At 71.8% G+C, this 17,996-nt stretch carries 16 protein-coding genes; 15 read left to right on the forward strand and 1 reads right to left on the reverse strand.

Annotated features, from left to right (window positions below):
- The first annotated feature begins 92 nt into the window (after positions 1-92).
- The 8 genes from ACU6RU_RS02835 to ACU6RU_RS02870 are packed head-to-tail and all read left to right on the forward strand — an operon-like array spanning position 93 to position 8,824.
- Positions 93-1,475 (forward strand): MFS transporter, encoded by a 1,383-nt coding sequence (locus ACU6RU_RS02835; RefSeq protein ID WP_446725846.1) that lies wholly within the window; start codon positions 93-95, stop codon positions 1,473-1,475.
- A complete protein-coding gene (locus ACU6RU_RS02840; protein WP_446725847.1) occupies positions 1,472-3,220 on the forward strand; it encodes a dihydroxyacetone kinase family protein in 1,749 nt (582 codons plus the stop codon). Before ACU6RU_RS02835 ends, ACU6RU_RS02840 begins: the two co-directional genes overlap by 4 nt.
- Positions 3,217-3,687, forward strand: a complete 471-nt coding sequence (locus tag ACU6RU_RS02845; RefSeq protein WP_120263537.1) for a ribose-5-phosphate isomerase — start codon at positions 3,217-3,219, stop codon at positions 3,685-3,687. The genes ACU6RU_RS02840 and ACU6RU_RS02845 overlap by 4 nt, the downstream gene beginning before the upstream one ends.
- A complete protein-coding gene (locus ACU6RU_RS02850) occupies positions 3,687-4,505 on the forward strand; it encodes a triose-phosphate isomerase family protein (RefSeq protein WP_120263538.1) in 819 nt (272 codons plus the stop codon). Before ACU6RU_RS02845 ends, ACU6RU_RS02850 begins: the two co-directional genes overlap by 1 nt.
- Positions 4,502-5,308, forward strand: coding sequence for a sugar phosphate isomerase/epimerase family protein (locus ACU6RU_RS02855; RefSeq protein ID WP_446725848.1), 807 nt, complete (start codon positions 4,502-4,504; stop codon positions 5,306-5,308). Before ACU6RU_RS02850 ends, ACU6RU_RS02855 begins: the two co-directional genes overlap by 4 nt.
- Entirely contained in the window at positions 5,308-6,156 is an 849-nt protein-coding gene (locus tag ACU6RU_RS02860) for a phosphogluconate dehydrogenase C-terminal domain-containing protein (protein WP_446725849.1), read from the forward strand. The genes ACU6RU_RS02855 and ACU6RU_RS02860 overlap by 1 nt, the downstream gene beginning before the upstream one ends.
- Before the next feature lie 11 nt (positions 6,157-6,167).
- Positions 6,168-6,923, forward strand: a complete 756-nt coding sequence (locus ACU6RU_RS02865) for an SDR family NAD(P)-dependent oxidoreductase (protein ID WP_120263541.1) — start codon at positions 6,168-6,170, stop codon at positions 6,921-6,923.
- Between the two features lie 2 nt (positions 6,924-6,925).
- Entirely contained in the window at positions 6,926-8,824 is a 1,899-nt protein-coding gene (locus tag ACU6RU_RS02870) for a hypothetical protein (RefSeq protein WP_446725850.1), read from the forward strand.
- A 229-nt stretch (positions 8,825-9,053) separates the two neighbouring features.
- On the opposite strand, the gene ACU6RU_RS02875 is transcribed toward ACU6RU_RS02870, so the two are convergent.
- On the reverse strand, positions 9,054-10,058 hold the full coding sequence (locus ACU6RU_RS02875) for a LacI family DNA-binding transcriptional regulator (RefSeq protein ID WP_446725851.1): 1,005 nt from the start codon (positions 10,056-10,058) through the stop codon (positions 9,054-9,056).
- 125 nt (positions 10,059-10,183) lie between these two features.
- Between ACU6RU_RS02875 and ACU6RU_RS02880 the strand changes: the two genes are divergently transcribed.
- From ACU6RU_RS02880 to ACU6RU_RS02910, 7 genes are all read left to right on the forward strand, one after another.
- A complete protein-coding gene (locus tag ACU6RU_RS02880) occupies positions 10,184-10,591 on the forward strand; it encodes an L-rhamnose mutarotase (protein WP_289330825.1) in 408 nt (135 codons plus the stop codon).
- Positions 10,588-11,754 carry an L-rhamnose isomerase gene (gene rhaI, locus ACU6RU_RS02885; protein WP_446725852.1) on the forward strand — a complete coding sequence of 389 codons (1,167 nt, stop codon included), beginning with the start codon at positions 10,588-10,590 and terminating at the stop codon, positions 11,752-11,754. Before ACU6RU_RS02880 ends, rhaI begins: the two co-directional genes overlap by 4 nt.
- Positions 11,751-13,067, forward strand: a complete 1,317-nt coding sequence (locus tag ACU6RU_RS02890) for an MFS transporter (RefSeq protein WP_289330823.1) — start codon at positions 11,751-11,753, stop codon at positions 13,065-13,067. Before rhaI ends, ACU6RU_RS02890 begins: the two co-directional genes overlap by 4 nt.
- Entirely contained in the window at positions 13,064-13,924 is an 861-nt protein-coding gene (locus ACU6RU_RS02895) for an alpha/beta hydrolase fold domain-containing protein (RefSeq protein ID WP_289330822.1), read from the forward strand. Before ACU6RU_RS02890 ends, ACU6RU_RS02895 begins: the two co-directional genes overlap by 4 nt.
- A gap of 28 nt (positions 13,925-13,952) precedes the next feature.
- A complete protein-coding gene (locus ACU6RU_RS02900) occupies positions 13,953-15,989 on the forward strand; it encodes a bifunctional aldolase/short-chain dehydrogenase (RefSeq protein ID WP_446725853.1) in 2,037 nt (678 codons plus the stop codon).
- Positions 15,990-16,086: 97 nt separating this feature from the next.
- Positions 16,087-17,514: a rhamnulokinase gene (locus ACU6RU_RS02905; protein WP_446725854.1), complete on the forward strand. Its 1,428-nt coding sequence runs from the start codon at positions 16,087-16,089 to the stop codon at positions 17,512-17,514.
- Positions 17,515-17,701: 187 nt separating this feature from the next.
- Positions 17,702-17,899, forward strand: a complete 198-nt coding sequence (locus ACU6RU_RS02910; RefSeq protein ID WP_446725855.1) for a hypothetical protein — start codon at positions 17,702-17,704, stop codon at positions 17,897-17,899.
- The last annotated feature ends 97 nt before the right edge of the window (positions 17,900-17,996 follow it).

Below are 17,996 nucleotides of genomic sequence, written 5' to 3' on the forward strand. Positions count from 1 at the left end.
CGGCAGGAACGAGGTTGCAATTGGTCAACCGGTTTGCCAAACTAGCCGGGCGATGAGGCAACTCGTCGCGCAACCGACGATGGGAAGTCAGCGTGGACACCTCTTCCGAAACGGAATCACCCGTAGCCCGTTCCGCGATCCGCAAGGTCGCTATCCGCCTCGTGCCGTTCGTGGCGTTGATGTTCTTCATCAACTACCTCGACCGCACCGCGATCGGCTTCGCAGCACCGAACGGCATGAATGACGACCTCGCCCTGAGCGCCGCCCAGTTCGGGTTCGCGTCGGGCGTCTTCTTCATCGGCTACATCCTGCTCGAGGTGCCCTCCAACCTCGCGCTGCACCGGTTCGGCGCCCGCAAGTGGCTCGCGCGCATCATGGTGAGCTGGGGCATCGTCGCGGTGCTCTTCACGTGGGTGCAGAACTTCGAGCAGCTCGTCGTCCTGCGCTTCCTGCTCGGCGTGGCCGAGGCCGGCTTCTTCCCCGGAGCGATCCTGTTCCTCAGCCTGTGGGTGCCCTCGCGCTACCGCGGCCGCATCCTCATGCTCTTCTACCTGGCCCAGCCCCTCACCACCGTCATCGGCGCCCCGCTGGCCGGCGCCCTCATCCAGCAGCACGGCGTCTTCTTCGGGCTCGAGGGCTGGCGGTTCATGTTCCTCGGCGTCGCGATCCCCGCCGTCATCGTCGGTGTCGTCGCCTGGTTCTACCTCAAGGACTCCCCCGCGGATGCCGCGTGGCTCACGGCCGACGAGAAGACCTGGCTCACGGGTGCCCTCGCCGCCGAGCGTTCGGCCACCGAAGCGCGCGAGAAGCACGTCTCGGCACGGTTCGCGTTCCGCAGCGGACGAGTGTGGGCCCTGTCGTTCATCTACTTCGGCTTCATCTACGGCCTCTACGCCCTCGCGTTCTTCCTGCCCACGATCATCGAGGGCTTCCAGGAGCAGACGGGCCAGACCTTCGACGTCTTCCAGAAGGGCCTGATCACCGCGATCCCGTACCTGCCCGCCGCGATCGTCATGGTGCTGTGGTCTCGCGACGCGCACCGCCGCGGCATGAAGACCTGGCACATCGCGGTGCCCGCCGTCGCCGGCGCCGTGTCGATCCCGCTCGCGCTCTTCGCGGGGTCGCCCGCCGCGACGATCGCCGTGATCACGGTCACCGCGTGCGCGATCTTCGCCGCTCTGCCGAACTTCTGGACCCTGCCCACCCGTTTCCTCACGGGAGCCGCGGCCGCGGCCGGCGTCGCGCTGATCAACACCGTCGGCAACCTCGCCGGGTTCAGCGCGCCCTACATCACCGGCGCCGTCCGCGACTGGACCGGCGGGTACGAGATGCCGATGGTCATCGTCGGGGTCGTGATGCTCGTGTCCGCCGTGCTGATGGTGCTGCTCGCCCGCGGCAACCGGATGGCGCCCGCCGCCGTCCCGCACACAGGTGAGACGACGGCCGTGACGCAGAACGGACCCTCGGCACGATGACCCGCCTGTGGAACGCACCGGCCGACTTCGCCGACGAGATGATCGAGGGCTTCGTCGCGGCCAACGCGCGCTACGTCCGCCGCGTCCCGGGCGGCGTGGTCCGTGCCACCCCGGCACCCGAGGGCCGGGTGGCCGTCGTCGTCGGCGGCGGGTCGGGGCACTACCCGGCCTTCGGCGGGCTCGTGGGCGCGGGCCTGGCCGACGGCGCCGCGATGGGCAACCTCTTCGCCTCGCCGTCGGCCCAGCAGATCCACGCCGTCGCTCGCGCGGCCCACGCGGGCGGCGGGGTCCTCTTCTCGTACGGCAACTACGCCGGCGACGTGCTCAACTTCGACGCCGCGCAGGAACGCCTGCGCGGCGAGGGCATCGCCTGCGAGACGGTCGCCGTCACCGACGACATCGCCAGCGCGGCGGCCGACGAGCAGCACCGGCGACGCGGGATCGCGGGCGACCTCACCGTGTTCCGTTCCGCGGCGGGTGCGGCATCCGCCGGGCACGACCTCGCGGGCGTCGCGCGCGTGGCGCGTCTCGCCAACGACCGCACCCGTTCGTTCGGTGTCGCGTTCTCGGGATGCACGCTGCCGGGTGCTCCCGCGCCGTTGTTCAGCGTCCCGGATGGTCGCATGGCGATCGGCCTCGGCATCCACGGCGAGCCGGGCATCGACGAGAGCGATGTGCCGACGGCCGACGGGCTGGCCGAGCTGCTGGTCACGACGCTGCTCGCCGAACGGCCGGACGGCGCAGACGCACGCGTCGTGCCCATCCTCAACGGCCTCGGTTCGCTCAAGTACGAGGAGATGTTCGTCGTCTATCGGCGCATCGCCCAGCTGCTCGCCGACGCCGGCCTCGAGGTGATCGACCCGCACGTGGGCGAGTACTGCACGAGCTTCGACATGGCCGGTACCTCGCTCACGCTGTTCTGGCTCGACGACGAGCTCGCCGAGCTGTGGGAGACCCCCGTCGACGCCCCCGCCTACCGCCGCGGAGCCGTCGCCCCCGAGGCCTCCGCCCGGTCCGGCGAGTCCGGCGCGACGGCCGACGCGGACGCAGCCGACGCGGCCACCGCAATCGTCCCCGGTGACACCGACTCGCGATCGGTCGCCCGCGTGGTGGTCGAGGTCGTCGACGCGGTCGCCCGCACCGTCGACGCGCACGTCGATGAGCTGGGACGCATGGACGCGATCGCCGGCGACGGCGACCACGGCATCGGGATGCAGCGCGGCTCGCACGCCGCCCGCGCCGCCGCCCACGAGGCCGGAGCCGCTGGCGCGGGAGCGGCGACGACGCTCGCCCGCGCCGCCGACGCCTGGTCCGACCGTGCCGGCGGCACCTCCGGCGCGCTGTGGGGCGTCATCCTCACCTCGGTCGCGAGCGCGCTCGGCGACGCGGGCCGACCGGATGCCGCAGGAGTCGCGGCCGGGGTCGCCGCCGCCACCCGCGGCGTGATGTCGTACGGCAAGGCCGAGCTCGGCGACAAGACGATGGTCGACGCCCTCGTGCCCTTCAGCGCCGAGCTGTCGGCCGGCGTCGCCACCGGGGCCAGCCTCGCCGAGGCCTGGCGCACGGCGGCATCCGTCGCCACCTCGTCCGCCGCCGCGACCGCCGCGCTGCTGCCCCGCATGGGCCGGGCGCGCACCCACGGCCGGCACAGCGTCGGCACCCCCGACCCCGGCGCGCACTCGCTCGCCCTCATCGCGACCGCCATCGGCGACGTGCTCACCCACCACGAGAGGACCCCGTCATGACCGAACCGCTCCGCATCGTCATCGGCTGCGACGACGCCGGCTTCGACTACAAAGAGGTGCTCAAACGCGACCTCGAGGCCAGCGACGACGTCGCGTCGGTCGTCGACGTCGGTGTGAGCGCCGACGGGCACACCCCCTACCCGACCGTCGCGATCGAGGCCGCCGAGCGGGTCGCACGCGGCGAGGCCGACCGCGCCCTGCTGATCTGCGGCACCGGCCTCGGCGTCGCGATCGCGGCGAACAAGGTCGCCGGCATCCGCGCCGTCACGGCCCACGACTCGTTCTCGGTCGAGCGCGGCGTGCTCTCCAACAACGCGCAGGTGCTGACGATGGGACAGCGTGTCGTGGGCATCGAGCTCGCGCGCCGCCTCGTCCGCGAGTGGCTGACCTATCGCTTCGACACCGCCTCCGCCTCGGCCGAGAAGGTCGCCGTCATCGACCGGTACGAGAGCACCGGCTCCTGCTGATGCCGCCCGTCGCAGCTTCCGGCGAGACGCCGACGCCACGCGTGACCGTCGGGGTGAGCCTCAAGGCGTACTTCGGCCGGCGCGCCGCGCGCGTGTGGTTCGGCGAGGTCGCCGCCGCGGTGGGCGCCCACGAGGCCGTCCGCAGCGGCGTCGTCGACGTCTTCGTCATCCCCACGTACCTGCAGTTCGACGACGCCCGCGACTTCCTCGCGCCCGTCGGCATCCAGGTCGGCGTCCAGGACGTCTCGGCTCATGAGCCGGGGGCCTTCACGGGCGAGATCACGGCGGCCGAGGTCGCCGAGTCGGGCGGGACGTTCGCCGAGGTCGGCCACGCCGAGCGCCGGCGCCTCTTCGGCGAGACCGACGAGATCACGGCGGCCAAAGCCGCGGCGGCCCTGCGCCACGCCATCACCCCGGTGCTGTGCATCGGAGAGTCGGAGCGGATGGATGCCGGGGCCGCGGCGCGCGCGAGCGTCGCGCAGCTCCACGCCGACCTCGCGGGCGCTCCCGCGGGCCGCGTCGTGGTGGCGTACGAGCCGGTCTGGGCGATCGGGACTCCCGAGCCCGCGCCGACCGAGCACATCGTCGCCGTGAGCCGCGCCCTGCGCGCAGCCCTCGACGCCGATCCCGCGCGCGCCGGATCGAGCGTCATCTACGGCGGCTCCGCCGGCCCCGGTCTGCTCGCTCGGCTCGAGGGCGCGGTCGACGGACTCTTCCTCGGGCGCTTCGCGCACGACGCGGCCGCCTTCTGCCGCGTGATCGACGAGGCTGCAGCCCTCGCGACCTCGCGCAGCCCCCGAGACGGAGCGACCCCGTGATCGGCCTCGGCACCTACGCCTTCCTGTGGGAGCACTCCGACCGTGCACCCCAGCCGCTTTCGCTCGTCGGCGCGTTCGAGCGCACGCGCGAGCTCGGCGTCGACCTCTTCCAGATCTGCGACTACGCCCCGCTCGAACGCATGGACGACGTCGAGCTGGGCGACGCCGCCGCCGCGGCCCGCGACCTCGGACTGACGATCGAGGTCGGCACGAAGGGCGTCGCGCCCGAGCACCTGGCCCGATTCCTCGAGCTCGCGGCCGTCTTCGACGCGCGGCTCGTGCGCAGCATGATCTACGCTCCCGATTCGCGCCCGACGCTCGCGCAGGCCGAGATGTGGCTGCGCGGCATCCTGCCCGCCTACGAGTCCGCGGGCGTCGCACTCGCGCTCGAGACCTACGAGCAGGTGTCGACCGCCGATCTGACGCGCCTGATCGCGGCCATCGACAGCCCTGCCCTCGGCGTGTGCCTCGACCCGGCCAACGTCGTCGCGCGCCTGGAGCTGCCGCGCGAGACCGTCGAGCTCGCCGCGCCGTACGTGACGAACATCCACGTGAAGGACTTCGCCTTCGACCGGCAGCCCGGATGGGTGGGCTTCACGTTCACCGGAACCCGCATGGGCGAGGGGCTGCACGACTACCCCCATCTGCTCGAGACCGTCCGGCCGCGCGATCGCGGGGTCAACGAGCCCAAGGTCAACGAGATCGTCGAGCACTGGCTGCCCTGGCAGGGCGATGCCCAGACCACTGTCCGAACCGAGCGGGAATGGACCCGCGCCACCCTGGAATACCTGAGGAGAACCTGATGAGCCACACGATCGCCGTCGTCGGAGCAGGCGGGAAGATGGGCATGCGCGTGTCCAACAACCTCGTGAAGACCGACCACACCGTCTTCTACGTCGAGAACTCGCCGGCCGGCCGCGAGCGCACGGTCGCCGCCGGGCGCGAGCTGACGGATGCCGCCGCGGCGGTCGCCGACGCCGACATCGTCGTGCTCGCCGTGCCCGATCTCGCGCTCGGCCCGGTGACCGCCGATCTCGTCCCGCAGCTGAAGGCCGGCGCCATCGTGCTGACCCTCGACCCGGCCGCCGCCTACGCGGGGCTGCTCACCACGCGTGACGAGATCATCCAGGCCGTCGCGCACCCGTGCCACCCGTCGGTGTTCCTCGAACGCACGACGAGGGAGGAATGGGCCGACACGTTCGGCGGCATCGCCGCCCCGCAGGATGCGATTGCGGCCATCGAGTCGGACGACCCCGAGAAGAAGCGCATCGTCGAAGAGACCGTCCGCGCGATCTACGCGCCCGTCATCGATGTGCACTGGGTCACGATCAAGCAGCTCGCTCAGCTCGAGCCCACTCTCGTCGAGACCGTCGCCTGCATGATCGGCTCGCTCCTGAACGAGGCGCTCGACGAGGCGATCCACACGATGGGCGTGCCCGAGGCAGCCGCCCGCAGCATCCTGTACGGCCACACCCAGGTCGCCCTCGCGAACGGCCTGCGCGGCGACAACCCGTTCAGCGATGCATGCCTGATCGCGATGGACTACGGTCGCGAGAGCATCATCAAGGACGACTGGAAGAAGATCTTCCGCGACGACGAGCTCGACAAGAACCTCGCGCGGATGCTGCACCTGGACCACATCGAGCGCTGAGGACGACGACGATGACGAGACTGCAGGGCAAGACGGCGCTCGTGACGGGCGCTGCGATGGGCATCGGACACGCCGTCGCCGAGCGGTTCGTCGCCGAGGGCGCGCGCGTCGTGCTCGCCGATCGCAACGGGCCGGCCGTGGCCGACGCCGCATCGGCCCTGGGCCCGCTCGCACGCGCGGTCACGATGGACATCGGCGACGAGACCGCCGTCGCGGCGGCGTTCGCCGAGCTCGAGGCGGCCGGCTGGACGCCCGACGTCGTCGTCGCGAACGCGGGCGTGCAGCTGTTCGGGCAGGACGCACCCGCCGCCGACCTCGATCTCGACGTCTGGCGGCGGACGATCGACATCAACCTCACCGGGACGTTCCTGACGGTGAAGTACGCCGTCCGCGCGCTGCTGTCGCGCGGCGGCGGGTCGATCATCCTGACCGGAAGCCCCACCGCGGTCAACGGCGAGGGATGGGCCTTCACCGCCTACAGCGCGTCGAAGGCCGGCGTACACGGACTCGGTCGCACGGTCGCCGCGGCATATGCCGACCGCGGCATCCGGGTGAACACCGTGCAGCCGGCGTACACCGAAACGCCGCTGGTGTCGGCGATCAGCGACGACCCCGAGTCGCGGGCGGCCATCGTCTCGCGCATCCCGGTCGGCCGCGCCGGCACCCCCGCCGACGTCACCGGCATCATGGTCTACCTCGCGAGCGACGAGGGCTCGTTCGCCACGGGGGCGACGTTCTCGGTCGACGGCGGCATGACGACCCTCTGAGGATGCCGACGATGTGGGGGCGCGCCGAGGCGGACCGACGACAGATCGGAGCGTGGGAGTTCGAGTTGCGCGGCGATGAGCTCGCCGACATCCGGCGAAGCGGACGGCGCGTGCTGCGCAGCATCCGGGCCGTCGTCCGCGACCGCGACTGGAACACGGCCGACCTCGTCGTCGACCGTGTCACCGCCACCGAGACGAGCCTGATGCTGCACGTCCGCACCGCCGACGAGCGGATGCCGCTGAGCGGTGTGGTGCGCGCCGAGGTGCGCGGCGAGAGCCTGCGGGTGCTGTGCGACCTCGAGGCGGCGTCGCCCCTCGAGACGAACCGCACGGGCCTCGTCGCCCTCATCCCGCCCGGCGCGGCCGGGGCCGGGCTGTCGGTGGCCCACAGCACGGGCCGGGTGTCGGACACGGCGCTGCCGGTCGCCATCAGCCCCCACCAGCCGGTGTTCGACATCGCGGGACTGCGGTGGCGCGACGACGGCGTCGAGATCGGGCTGGCGTTCGACGGCGATGTGTTCGAGATGGAGGATCAGCGCAACTGGACCGATGCCTCGTTCAAGGTCTACAGCCGGCCGCTCGCGCTGCCGTTCCCGTACGAGGTCGGGGCCGGTGAGCGGGTGCGGCAGGCGATCACCGTCACCGCGGACCTCATGGCGAACACTGCCGTGGTGGCGACGTCGGATGCCGCGTTGATGGCGGATGCCGCAGCCGGAGGCCACGGGACCGAGGACGCGCTGATCGAGCTGCGTCGTGCCGGGGCCTTTCCTGAGATCGGGCTGAGCGCGTCGACCGCGCCGGGCCCCGCGCCCGCGCCTGCGCACGTCGGGCGTGGCGATGCGGCGAGCACCCTCGTCGAGCTCGACCTCGCGTGGCCGGGATGGCCGGCGGCGCTCGAGCGCGCGGCATCCGAGGGTCCGCCCCTCGACGTCCGCCTCGTGCTGCCCGCCGAGGCGGGGGTCTCGGATGATGCGGATGCCGCGATCGCCGCATCCCTCTCCGACGCGGTGACCGCGCTCGCACGTCATCGTGTGGCCCGGGTGGCGGCGTTCCAGCCCTCCGGGCCGGCCCGTCACATCTCCGACGAGGCCACGGTCGCGCTGCTCCGAGGCGCGCTGGATCAGTCGGGCCTGGCCGTACCCATCGTCGGCGGCGCACGCTCGCACTTCACCGAGCTCAACCGCGAGCACCACCGCCTGCCGCGGCATCTCGCGGGGCTGACGTTCAGCGTCACCCCGCTCTTCCACAGCCGCGACACCGAGCAGCTCGTCGAGTCGCTCGCGATGCAGCGACTCGTGGCGACGCAGGCGGTCGAGATCGGCGGCGGGGTGCCGGTGCACGTCGGGCCGGTCTCGCTGCGCCCGCATTTCAACGACGTCGCCACGACGGCGCCACCGCGCCCTGCGGCATCCGATCTGTCGGCCGGCTACGGCACGCACCTGACCGACGCGGACGACCCGCGGCAGCGCTCGCCCGAGCTCGCGGCCTGGACGATCGCGAGCGCCGCGGCCCTCGCGGTGCGCGGCGTCGCGAGCCTGACGTTCTTCGAGTCGTGGGGTCCGCGCGGCATCCTCGCCGCGGACGGCACGGCGCTGCCCGTCGCCGAGGCGATCGCAGCCCTCACCGCGCTCGCGGGCGGCGAGCTCCTGTCGGGGTCGAGTCCCGACGGCCTCGTCTGGGCCGTCGGCGCCGAGCGCCACGGTCAGGTCACGGTGCTGGCGGCCAACCTCGACACCCGTCCCCGCACGATCACGGTGACCACCCCCGCCGCTCTCCCCGCCACCCCCGCTGCTCTCTCCCCCGCCGCTCTCCCCGCCACCCCCGCTGCTCTCTCCCTCGCCCCCGTCATGCTCTCCCCCGTCATGCTCTCCCCCGGCACCTGGTCCCGGTCCCGCCTCTGACGCGCCTCGCCCGCCGAGGACGCGCATCCGCACGGTCAGACCACCCCAGCACCGTGCAGATGTGCGCCCTCGCCGCCCGGTAAGAGCGGAACCGGGTGGGGGTGAGCGCGAAGTCCCCGTTCGGCCGGGAATGCGGCGCACAGAACCGGCCGAACTGGGACCTCGCGGGGGCAGCAGGATGCGGGGGCAGCAGGATGCGGGAGGGGCAGCAGCGGGGCGGGGGCTGGGGTCAGGCGGTGGAGTCGCGGACGACGAGCTCGGGGCGGAAGCGCACGCGGCGCTCGTGCTCGCCGGCGGGGTCGTCGAGGCCGCGCAGCAGGAGGTCGACGGCGCGGTATCCGATCTCGTGCGCGGGCTGGCGTATCGAGCTGAGCGGCACGACGGTGGCCGACGCGAAGTCGATGTCGTCGTAGCCGATGAGCGCGACCTCGTCGGGCACCCGCAACTGGCCGAGCACCGAGAACGCCTGCAGCACCCCCACGGCGAGCAGGTCGTTGGCCGCGAACACGGCGTCGACGCGGTCGTCTCCGCGACGGTCTCGCAGCAGCTCTCCGGCGGCGCGCCCGTGCAGGACCGACAGGGCGGGCACCGCGATCTCTTCCAGCCGTGCACCGGCGACCTCGGCCACCGCTCGGCGCGCACCCTCGAGACGGTCGGCGACCTGCCGGATCGACACCGGCCCGCGGACGAACGCGATACGCCGACGCCCGCGTGCCAGAAGGTGCGCCACGGCGAGGTAGCCGCCCTCGACGTCGTCGACCGACACCGAGGCGAACACGTCGTCGGGCACCTCGCGGTCGACGAGGACGACCGGGACGCCGGCCGCCTGCAGCCCGCGCAACCGCTCGAGATCGTCGCTCGCAGGAGTCACGAGCACGCCGTTGACGCGCTGCTCGCGGAAGAGGTCGAGATACGCCGATTCACGCTCGGGCTTCTCGTCGCTCGTGCTCAGCAGCACCGCCATGCCGCTCTCGGCAGCGCGCTGCTCGGCGCCCCGGGCCACCTCGGCGAAGAACGGGTTGCCGATATCGAGCACCACGAGGCCGATCGAGCGGCTTCGCCCGGCCCGCAGCTGCCGCGCCGCGTCGTTGCGGACGAACCCGAGGTCGGCGATGGCCTGCTGCACGCGCGCGACCATATCGGGCGACACGCGCGTCGGATTGTTGAGGACGTTCGAGACGGTCCCCACCGACACGGATGCCGCGACCGCGACATCCCGCACGCTCACTGCCATGCACACCACCGTAGCGCGAGCGCGACAGCAACGGCAGGATATGGGTAAGCGCTTGCCGTTTGTGCCCGCGCTCGCAAACCGCTAAGCTCGTGAAACGATTCACACCAGCTCACCAAGGAGCCTCGATGACGAGTGCATCTGCCCACCGGGTCTGCTTCTCGTTGCAGATCCGTCCGGACCTGCTCGATGAGTACATCTCCCGGCACACCCCCGTCTGGCCCGAGATGCTCGCGGAGATCGCCGCATCCGGCCGCCGCAACTACTCGCTGTTCCTCGGCGAGGGCGGCCGCCTGATCGGCTACTACGAAGTCGACGACGACGCCGCAGCCCAGGCGTACCTCGCCGCGTCGCCGATCGCGGCGCGCTGGGAAGCCGAGATGGCCCGCTTCTTCGTCGGCCTCGACGGGCGCCCCGACCAGGCGGCCACCCCGCTGACCGAGATCTTCAATCTGCACGACCAACTCGCGGCGACCGGCACCGGCGCCGCCTCACCGACATCCACCCCCACCGACGAAAGCGACGACGCATCGTGAGCACCCTCTCCCCCGACCACCTCGCCCTGCTCGAGCGCCAGGGCATCGAGCTGCCCAGCTGGGCGTTCGGCAACTCCGGCACCCGGTTCCGGGTGTTCCCCACGGCCGGCACCCCGCGCGATCCGTTCGAGAAGATCGCGGATGCCGCCGAGGTCAACCGCGTCACCGGCCTCGCCCCCGCCGTCGCGCTGCACATCCCGTGGGACAAGGTCGACGACTTCGGCGCTCTCCGTCGGCACGCCGAAGACCTCGGCGTCGCCCTCGGCACGATCAACTCGAACACGTTCCAGGACGAGGACTACAAGTTCGGGGCGCTGACCCACGAGGATGACGCGATCCGCCGCAAGGCCATCGACCACCACCTCGAGTGCATCGACGTCATGGATGCCACGGGCTCGCGCGACCTGAAGATCTGGCTGGCCGAGGGGTCGAACTACCCCGGGCAGAACGACATGCGCGCGCGCCAGGACCGCCTGGCCGACTCGCTGCAGCAGATCTACGACCGCCTGTCGGGCGAGCAGCGCCTGGTGCTGGAGTACAAGTTCTTCGAGCCGTCCTTCTACCACACCGATGTGCCCGACTGGGGGACGAGCTACGTGCAGGTCGCGGCGCTCGGCGAGCGCGCGATGGTGTGCCTCGACACCGGGCACCACGCCCCGGGCACGAACATCGAGTTCATCGTCATGCAGCTGCTGCGGCTCGGGAAGCTCGGCTCGTTCGACTTCAACTCGCGCTTCTACGCCGACGACGACCTCATCGTGGGCGCGGCCGACCCGTTCCAGCTGTTCCGGATCCTCGTCGAGGTGCTGCGCGGCGGCGGCTTCGACAACCCCGACGTGGTCTTCATGCTCGACCAGTGCCACAACATCGAGGCGAAGATCCCCGGGCAGATCCGTTCGGTGCTCAACGTCCAGGAGATGACGGCTCGCGCGCTGCTCATCGACGCCGACGCCCTGGCCGCCGCCCGCACCGCGAACGACGTCCTCGGGGCGCAGGCGGTCTTCATGGACGCGTTCTACACCGACGTCCGGCCGGCCCTGGCCGAGTGGCGCGAGTCGCGGGGGCTGCCCGCCGACCCGATGGCCGCGTATGCGGCATCCGGGTACCAGCAGAAGATCGAAGCCGACCGCGTGGGAGGCACCCAGGCGGGATGGGGCGCATGAGCACCACCCGCACCCGCCGCCCGCTGAGCGCCTGGAAGGCGACCATCGCCGTCGCCATGTCGAACTACATCGAGGCCGGCGCCATCATCGCGCTCGCCACGAGCCTCACGCTGTGGCAGGAGGCGTTCGGCTTCGACGACGGCGTCGTCGGGATCGTCGCCGCCCTCTCGGCCAACGCCTTCGGTGCCGCGATCGGTGCCGCGATCGGCGGTCCCCTGTGCGACCGGCTCGGCCGCAAGTTCATCTACACCTACGACCTGATCGTGTTCATGCTCGGGGCCCTGGCCGTGACGTTCGCCCCGAACCTCGCGATCCTCCTCGTCGGCGTCATCCTCATGGGCATCGCCGTCGGCGCGGGCGTTCCGGCGTCGTGGACCTACATCGCCGAGGAGGCTCCGAACGAGCACCGTGCCGCGCACGTGGGCACGGCCCAGCTCGCCTGGTCCATCGGCCCGGCGGTCGGGTTCCTGCTCGCCGTGATCGTCGGCCCGCTCGGCCTGCTCGGCTCGCGCCTGATCTTCTTCCACCTGTTCGTCATCGCCGCCGTCACGTGGTGGGTCCGTCGCGGGCTCCCCGAGTCGCGCCGGTGGAAGAGCCAGCGCGAGGCCGCCCTCGTCGCGGGCGAGCGTCCGTCGTTCTTCTCCGGCATCATCGGCCTGCTCAAGGAGCCGAAGAACTGGGGCGCGCTCGCCTTCCTCATCGGCGTCTACGGTCTGTGGAACACCGTCGCCGGCCAGGCCGGCATCTTCCAGCCGCGGGTATACGACGCCGCGGGCCTCCACGATCCGATGCAGCAGAACCTGCTGCAGGTGCTCGTCTGGAGCCTCACGGCCGCGGCGACCTTCTTCGGCTTCATGCGCTTCGGCGACCGCGTGCGCCGCAAGTGGCTGTACCTCGCCGGCGCGGGGCTCGGCGTCGTCGCCTGGGCGGTGCTGATCTACGCCCCGCCCGGACTCTTCTCGCTGCTGTTCTTCGCCGTCGCGTGGGGCGTCTCCGCCGGTGTCGGAGCCCAGGCGTTCTACGGACTGTGGACCGCCGAGCTGTTCGCCACCCGCTACCGCGCGAGCGCCCAGGGCATGCTCTTCATGCTCGCGCGCGTCATGGTCGGCCTCCTGAGCCTGGTCTTCCCCGTCCTGCTGTCGGGTCTCGGACTCGGCGGCCTGGGCGTGATCATCCTCGGTCTGCTCGTCGCGGCGCTGCTGATCGGGACCATCTGGGCTCCGAACACCGAGGGCAAGTCGCTCGAGGACATCGAGCTCGAGCGTTATGGCCGGCACGTCCCGACCCCGGCGGAAGAGTCGGTGTCGCGATGAGCGCCCCTTCGGCCGCCGCGGCCGTGCCCACGTCCGAGGCGGACGGGCTCATCCGCCTCTACCGAGCCGCGGAACCCGATGGCACCGGCCTCGTGTGGATGCACGGGGGCGGCTTCGCGTTCGGCGACCTCGACATGCCGGAAGCGGATGCCGTCGCCCGCGGGCTCGCCGCCGCGGGGACGACCGTCCTCTCCGTCGACTACCGCCTCGCCCCCGTCCCCCCGACCTGGGACGGCGCCGACCAGCAGATCGAGGACCGCACCGGCAACCGCTACCCCGCGGCATCCGACGACGTCCTGCGCGCATGGGACTGGGCGACCTCTCACGCGGATGAGCTCGGCGTCACGCGCCTCGCGATCGGCGGCGCCAGTGCGGGGGCGAACCTCGCGACGGGTGCGACCCTGCGCCTGCTCGGGGCGGGCGGCATCCTTCCCCGCCTCGTCGTGCTGGCCTACCCCACCCTGCTCGCCGTCCAGCCCGCCCCCGGTCCGGCACTGCGCGCGGCCCTCGCCGCCCATCCCGAGCACGACCGGTTCGGCACCGACGTCGTCCGCGAGATGTACGAGAACTACCTCGGCGGCTCCGTGATCGGCGCGCCGATCGCCGCGGTGCCGGGCCTCGCGTCGGCCGCCGAGCTGCGCGGCTTCCCGCCCACACTCATGATCAACAGCGAGATCGACGAGCTGAGCGTCTCGGGCGACGTGTTCGCCGCGACGCTGCGGGCCGCGGGCGGCGACGTCGACGTCGTCGTCGAGCCGGGCACGGACCACGGCCACCTCAACCGGCCCGAGCATCCGGGATTCACAGCCTCGATGGCACGCATCGTGCGGCGTTTCGCCGACCTCGCCGCATCCTGACCTCCCCTCCCTACCCCGAAGGAAAGCCATGACCTCCGCCGCAGCAGCAGACCTCATCGCGCGCAGCAACCGCCTGGGATCCGACCCCAAGAACACCAACTACGCCGGCGGCAACACCTCCGCCAAGGGCACCGACATCGATCCGGTCACCGGTGAGCCCGTCGAGCTGCTGTGGGTCAAGGGGTCGGGCGGCGACCTCGGCACCCTGACCGAGTCGGGGCTCGCCGTGCTCCGCCTCGACCGGATGCGAGCACTGGTGAACGTCTACCCCGGCGTCGAGCGCGAGGACGAGATGGTCACCGCGTTCGACTACTGCCTGCACGGCAAGGGCGGCGCCGCGCCCTCGATCGACACCGCGATGCACGGACTGGTGGATGCCGCGCACGTCGACCACCTGCACCCCGACGCCGGCATCGCGATCGCGACCGCCGCCGACGGCGAGGAGCTGACCCCCGCGATCTTCGGCGAGAAGGTCGTGTGGGTGCCGTGGCGGCGCCCGGGCTTCCAGCTCGGCCTCGACATCGCCGAGATCAAGGCGCAGAACCCGCAGGCGATCGGATGCATCCTCGGCGGGCACGGCATCACGGCGTGGGGCGACACCTCGGATGAGGCCGAGGCGAACAGCCTCTGGATCATCGAGACCGCGCAGGCCTACATCGACGAGCACGGCGCGGCCGAGCCCTTCGGCGGCGTGCGCGCCGGGTTCGAGGCGCTGCCCGAGACCGAGCGCCGCGCCCGCGCCGCCGCCCTGGCCCCCACGATCCGCGGCATCGCCTCGACCGACAAGCCCATGGTCGGCCACTACACCGACGCCGACGTCGTGCTCGACTTCTTGGCATCCGAGAAGGCACCCGCTCTCGCCGCTCTGGGCACGAGCTGCCCCGACCACTTCCTACGCACGAAGGTCAAGCCCCTCATCCTCGACGTGCCGGCGACGGCGTCGGCCGAGGAGCAGATCGCCCGTCTGCACGAGCTGCACGCCGCGTACCGCGCCGACTACCAGGCGTACTACGACGCCCACGCCGATGCGGACTCGCCGGCGATCCGCGGCGCCGACCCGCTCATCGTGCTGGTCCCGGGCGTGGGCATGTTCTCGTACGGCGCGAACAAGCAGACCGCGCGGGTCGCGGGTGAGTTCTACGTCAACGCGATCAACGTCATGCGCGGCGCCGAGGCCCTCTCGACCTACGCGCCGATCTCGGACGCCGAGAAGTTCCGCATCGAGTACTGGGCCCTCGAAGAGGCCAAGCTCCAGCGGATGCCCAAGCCGAAGACCCATCAGGGTCGTATCGCGTTCGTCACGGGAGCGGCATCCGGCATCGGCAAGGCCATCGCCACCCGGCTCGCGGCCGAGGGCGCGTGCGTCGTCGTCGCCGACCTCGACCTCGAGAAGGCGCAGGCCGCAGCCGCGGAGCTCGGCGGCACCGACGTCGCGATCGGCGTCGCCGCCAACGTCGCCGACGCCGACGGCGTGCAGGCCGCGATCGACGCGACGCTGCTCGCGTTCGGGGGCATCGACCTCGTCGTCAACAACGCCGGGCTGTCGCTGTCGAAGCCGCTGCTGGAGACCACCGAGAAGGACTGGGACCTGCAGCACGACGTCATGGCGAAGGGCTCGTTCCTCGTCTCGAAGGCGGCCGCGAAGGCACTCATCGAGCAGAGAATGGGCGGTGACGTCATCTACATCTCCTCGAAGAACTCCGTCTTCGCCGGGCCCAACAACATCGCGTACTCGGCGACGAAGGCCGACCAGGCCCACCAGGTGCGGCTGCTCGCGGTCGAGCTCGGCGAGCACGGCGTGCGGGTCAACGGCATCAACCCCGACGGCGTCGTGCGCGGCTCGGGCATCTTCGCCGCCGGCTGGGGCGCCAACCGCGCCGCGACCTACGGCGTCAAGGAAGAGGACCTCGGCCAGTTCTACGCCAACCGCACGATCCTCAAGCGCGAGGTCGTACCCGAGAACGTCGCCGACGCCGTCTACGTCCTCACCGGCCCCGAGCTCTCACGCACGACCGGCCTGCACATCCCCGTCGACTCCGGCGTCGCCGCCGCCTTCCTCCGATGAGGGCAGGCACTCGAGTGCACGGCTACGCGCCGAGTGCACGGCATCCGCACGCTCCGAGGTCGTGCACTCGGCGGCAGGCCGTGCACTCGCGGGAAGGATGCCGCGCGTGAGCGTGTCGGGGGACGTTGCGGCGGTGGATCTCGGGGCCACCAGTGGGCGGGTCATCGTGGGACACGTGGGGGCTGACACGCTCCGCACCGAGACGGTCGCGCGGTTCGCCAACGAACCGGTGCACGCCGGCGACGGCCTGCACTGGAACCTCGTGGGCATGTACGGCTCGGTGCTGGGAGGGCTGCGCGACGCGTTCCGCACGACCCCCGGCATCGCCTCGATCGGCGTCGACTCGTGGGCCGTCGACTACGGGCTGCTGCGCGGCGGACGCCTGCTGGGCGAACCGTTCCACTACCGCGACGAGCGCACCTCGCGCGGGGTCGAGAGCGTGCACGCACGGTTCCCGCACGCGGAGCTCTTCGAGCGCAACGGCCTGCAGTTCCTGCCGTTCAACACCCTGTACCAGCTCGCCGCGGAGGATCCCGAGCTGCTCGCCTTCGCCGACACCGCGCTGCTCGTGCCCGATCTCGTCGGATACTGGCTCACCGGCGTCGCCCGCGCCGAGCAGACCAACGCCTCGACGACCGGGTTGTTGCGGGTGCTCCAGGCCTCATGGGACGGCGCCCTCGTCTCGGCGCTCGGCATCCCCCGCGGCATCCTCCCCCCGCTCATCGCGCCGGGCGATCGGCTGGGTCCGCTGCGTGCCGACGTCGCCGCGTCGATCGGAGCGCCCGAGGAGACGGCCGTGACCGCCGTCGGCTCGCACGACACCGCTTCGGCGGTCGTGGCCGTGCCGATGCGAGCGGGTGCCGCCGCCTACATCTCGTGCGGCACGTGGGGCCTCGTGGGTGTGGAGGTCGACCACCTCGTACTCACCCGCGCCGCGCTCGAGGCGAACTTCACGAACGAGGGCGGGGTCGACGGGCGCGTGCGCCTGCTGCACAACGTCATGGGGCTGTGGATACTGAGCGAGGCCGTGCGGCAATGGGAGCGCCGCGAGGGGCACCGCATCCACCTGCCGACGCTGCTCGATGCCGCGCGCGAGGCCGACGGCGTCGTCTTCGACGTCAACGACCCGCGGTTCCTCGCGCCCGGCGACATGACCTCGCGCATCGACGCCTGGTGCGCCGAGCACGATCTCGCGGCGCCGCGGACCCGCGCGGAGTACACCCGGTCGATCGTCGAGTCGCTCGCGCAAGCGTTCGCCGATGCCGTCGCCGATGCCGCGCGCCTCGGCCGCGTCGACGTACGCACGATCCACATCGTCGGGGGCGGCGCGCTCAACGAGCTGCTGTGCCAGCGCACGGCTGACCGCGCCGGCATGCCGGTGCTCGCCGGCCCCGTCGAGGCGACGGCGCTCGGCAATGTGCTGGTGCAGGCCCGGGCCGCCGGTTTCGTGTCGGGTTCGCTCGAGGCGCTCCGCGACCTCGTCGCCCGCACGCACGAGCCGCGCCGCTACGAGCCCCGCGCGTAGCCCGTCCCAGGACGTCAGTCCCACCGCCGGCTGGCGATACATTCGTCGGGCCGGCGGTGCTGGAGCCGCCTCGAACGGCTGGCGGGACCACACCAGCCACAGCAGTCCGACGACTGTATCGGCACCCCGGCCGAATCCGGTGTCAAGGGGTGCCGCGGGCGGAGCCGGCGAGCGTAACGTCGCAGCCATGAGCAGCCACGACAGCGCGATCCCGTCCGAAGAGCCCACCGGCGACCGTCACCTCGATGACCCGAGCGCCGAGCAGTCGATCACCGATGACGCGCCCCGAGGCGGCGACGAGACCACCGAGGACGAGCTCACGGCCGACAACGCCGCCGAAGAGGACATGCTGAAGACCCTCGACCCGGGCGACCCGCCCGCCTGATCCACTTCTCGATCGAGACGGCCGGTTCCCCGCGGGACCGGCCGTTTTCGCGTTGCGCGAACCACATCTTGTATCCATAATTTTGCTAGCTATTCTA

It is taken from the genome of Microbacterium sp. F1-18 (genome assembly GCF_052921305.1).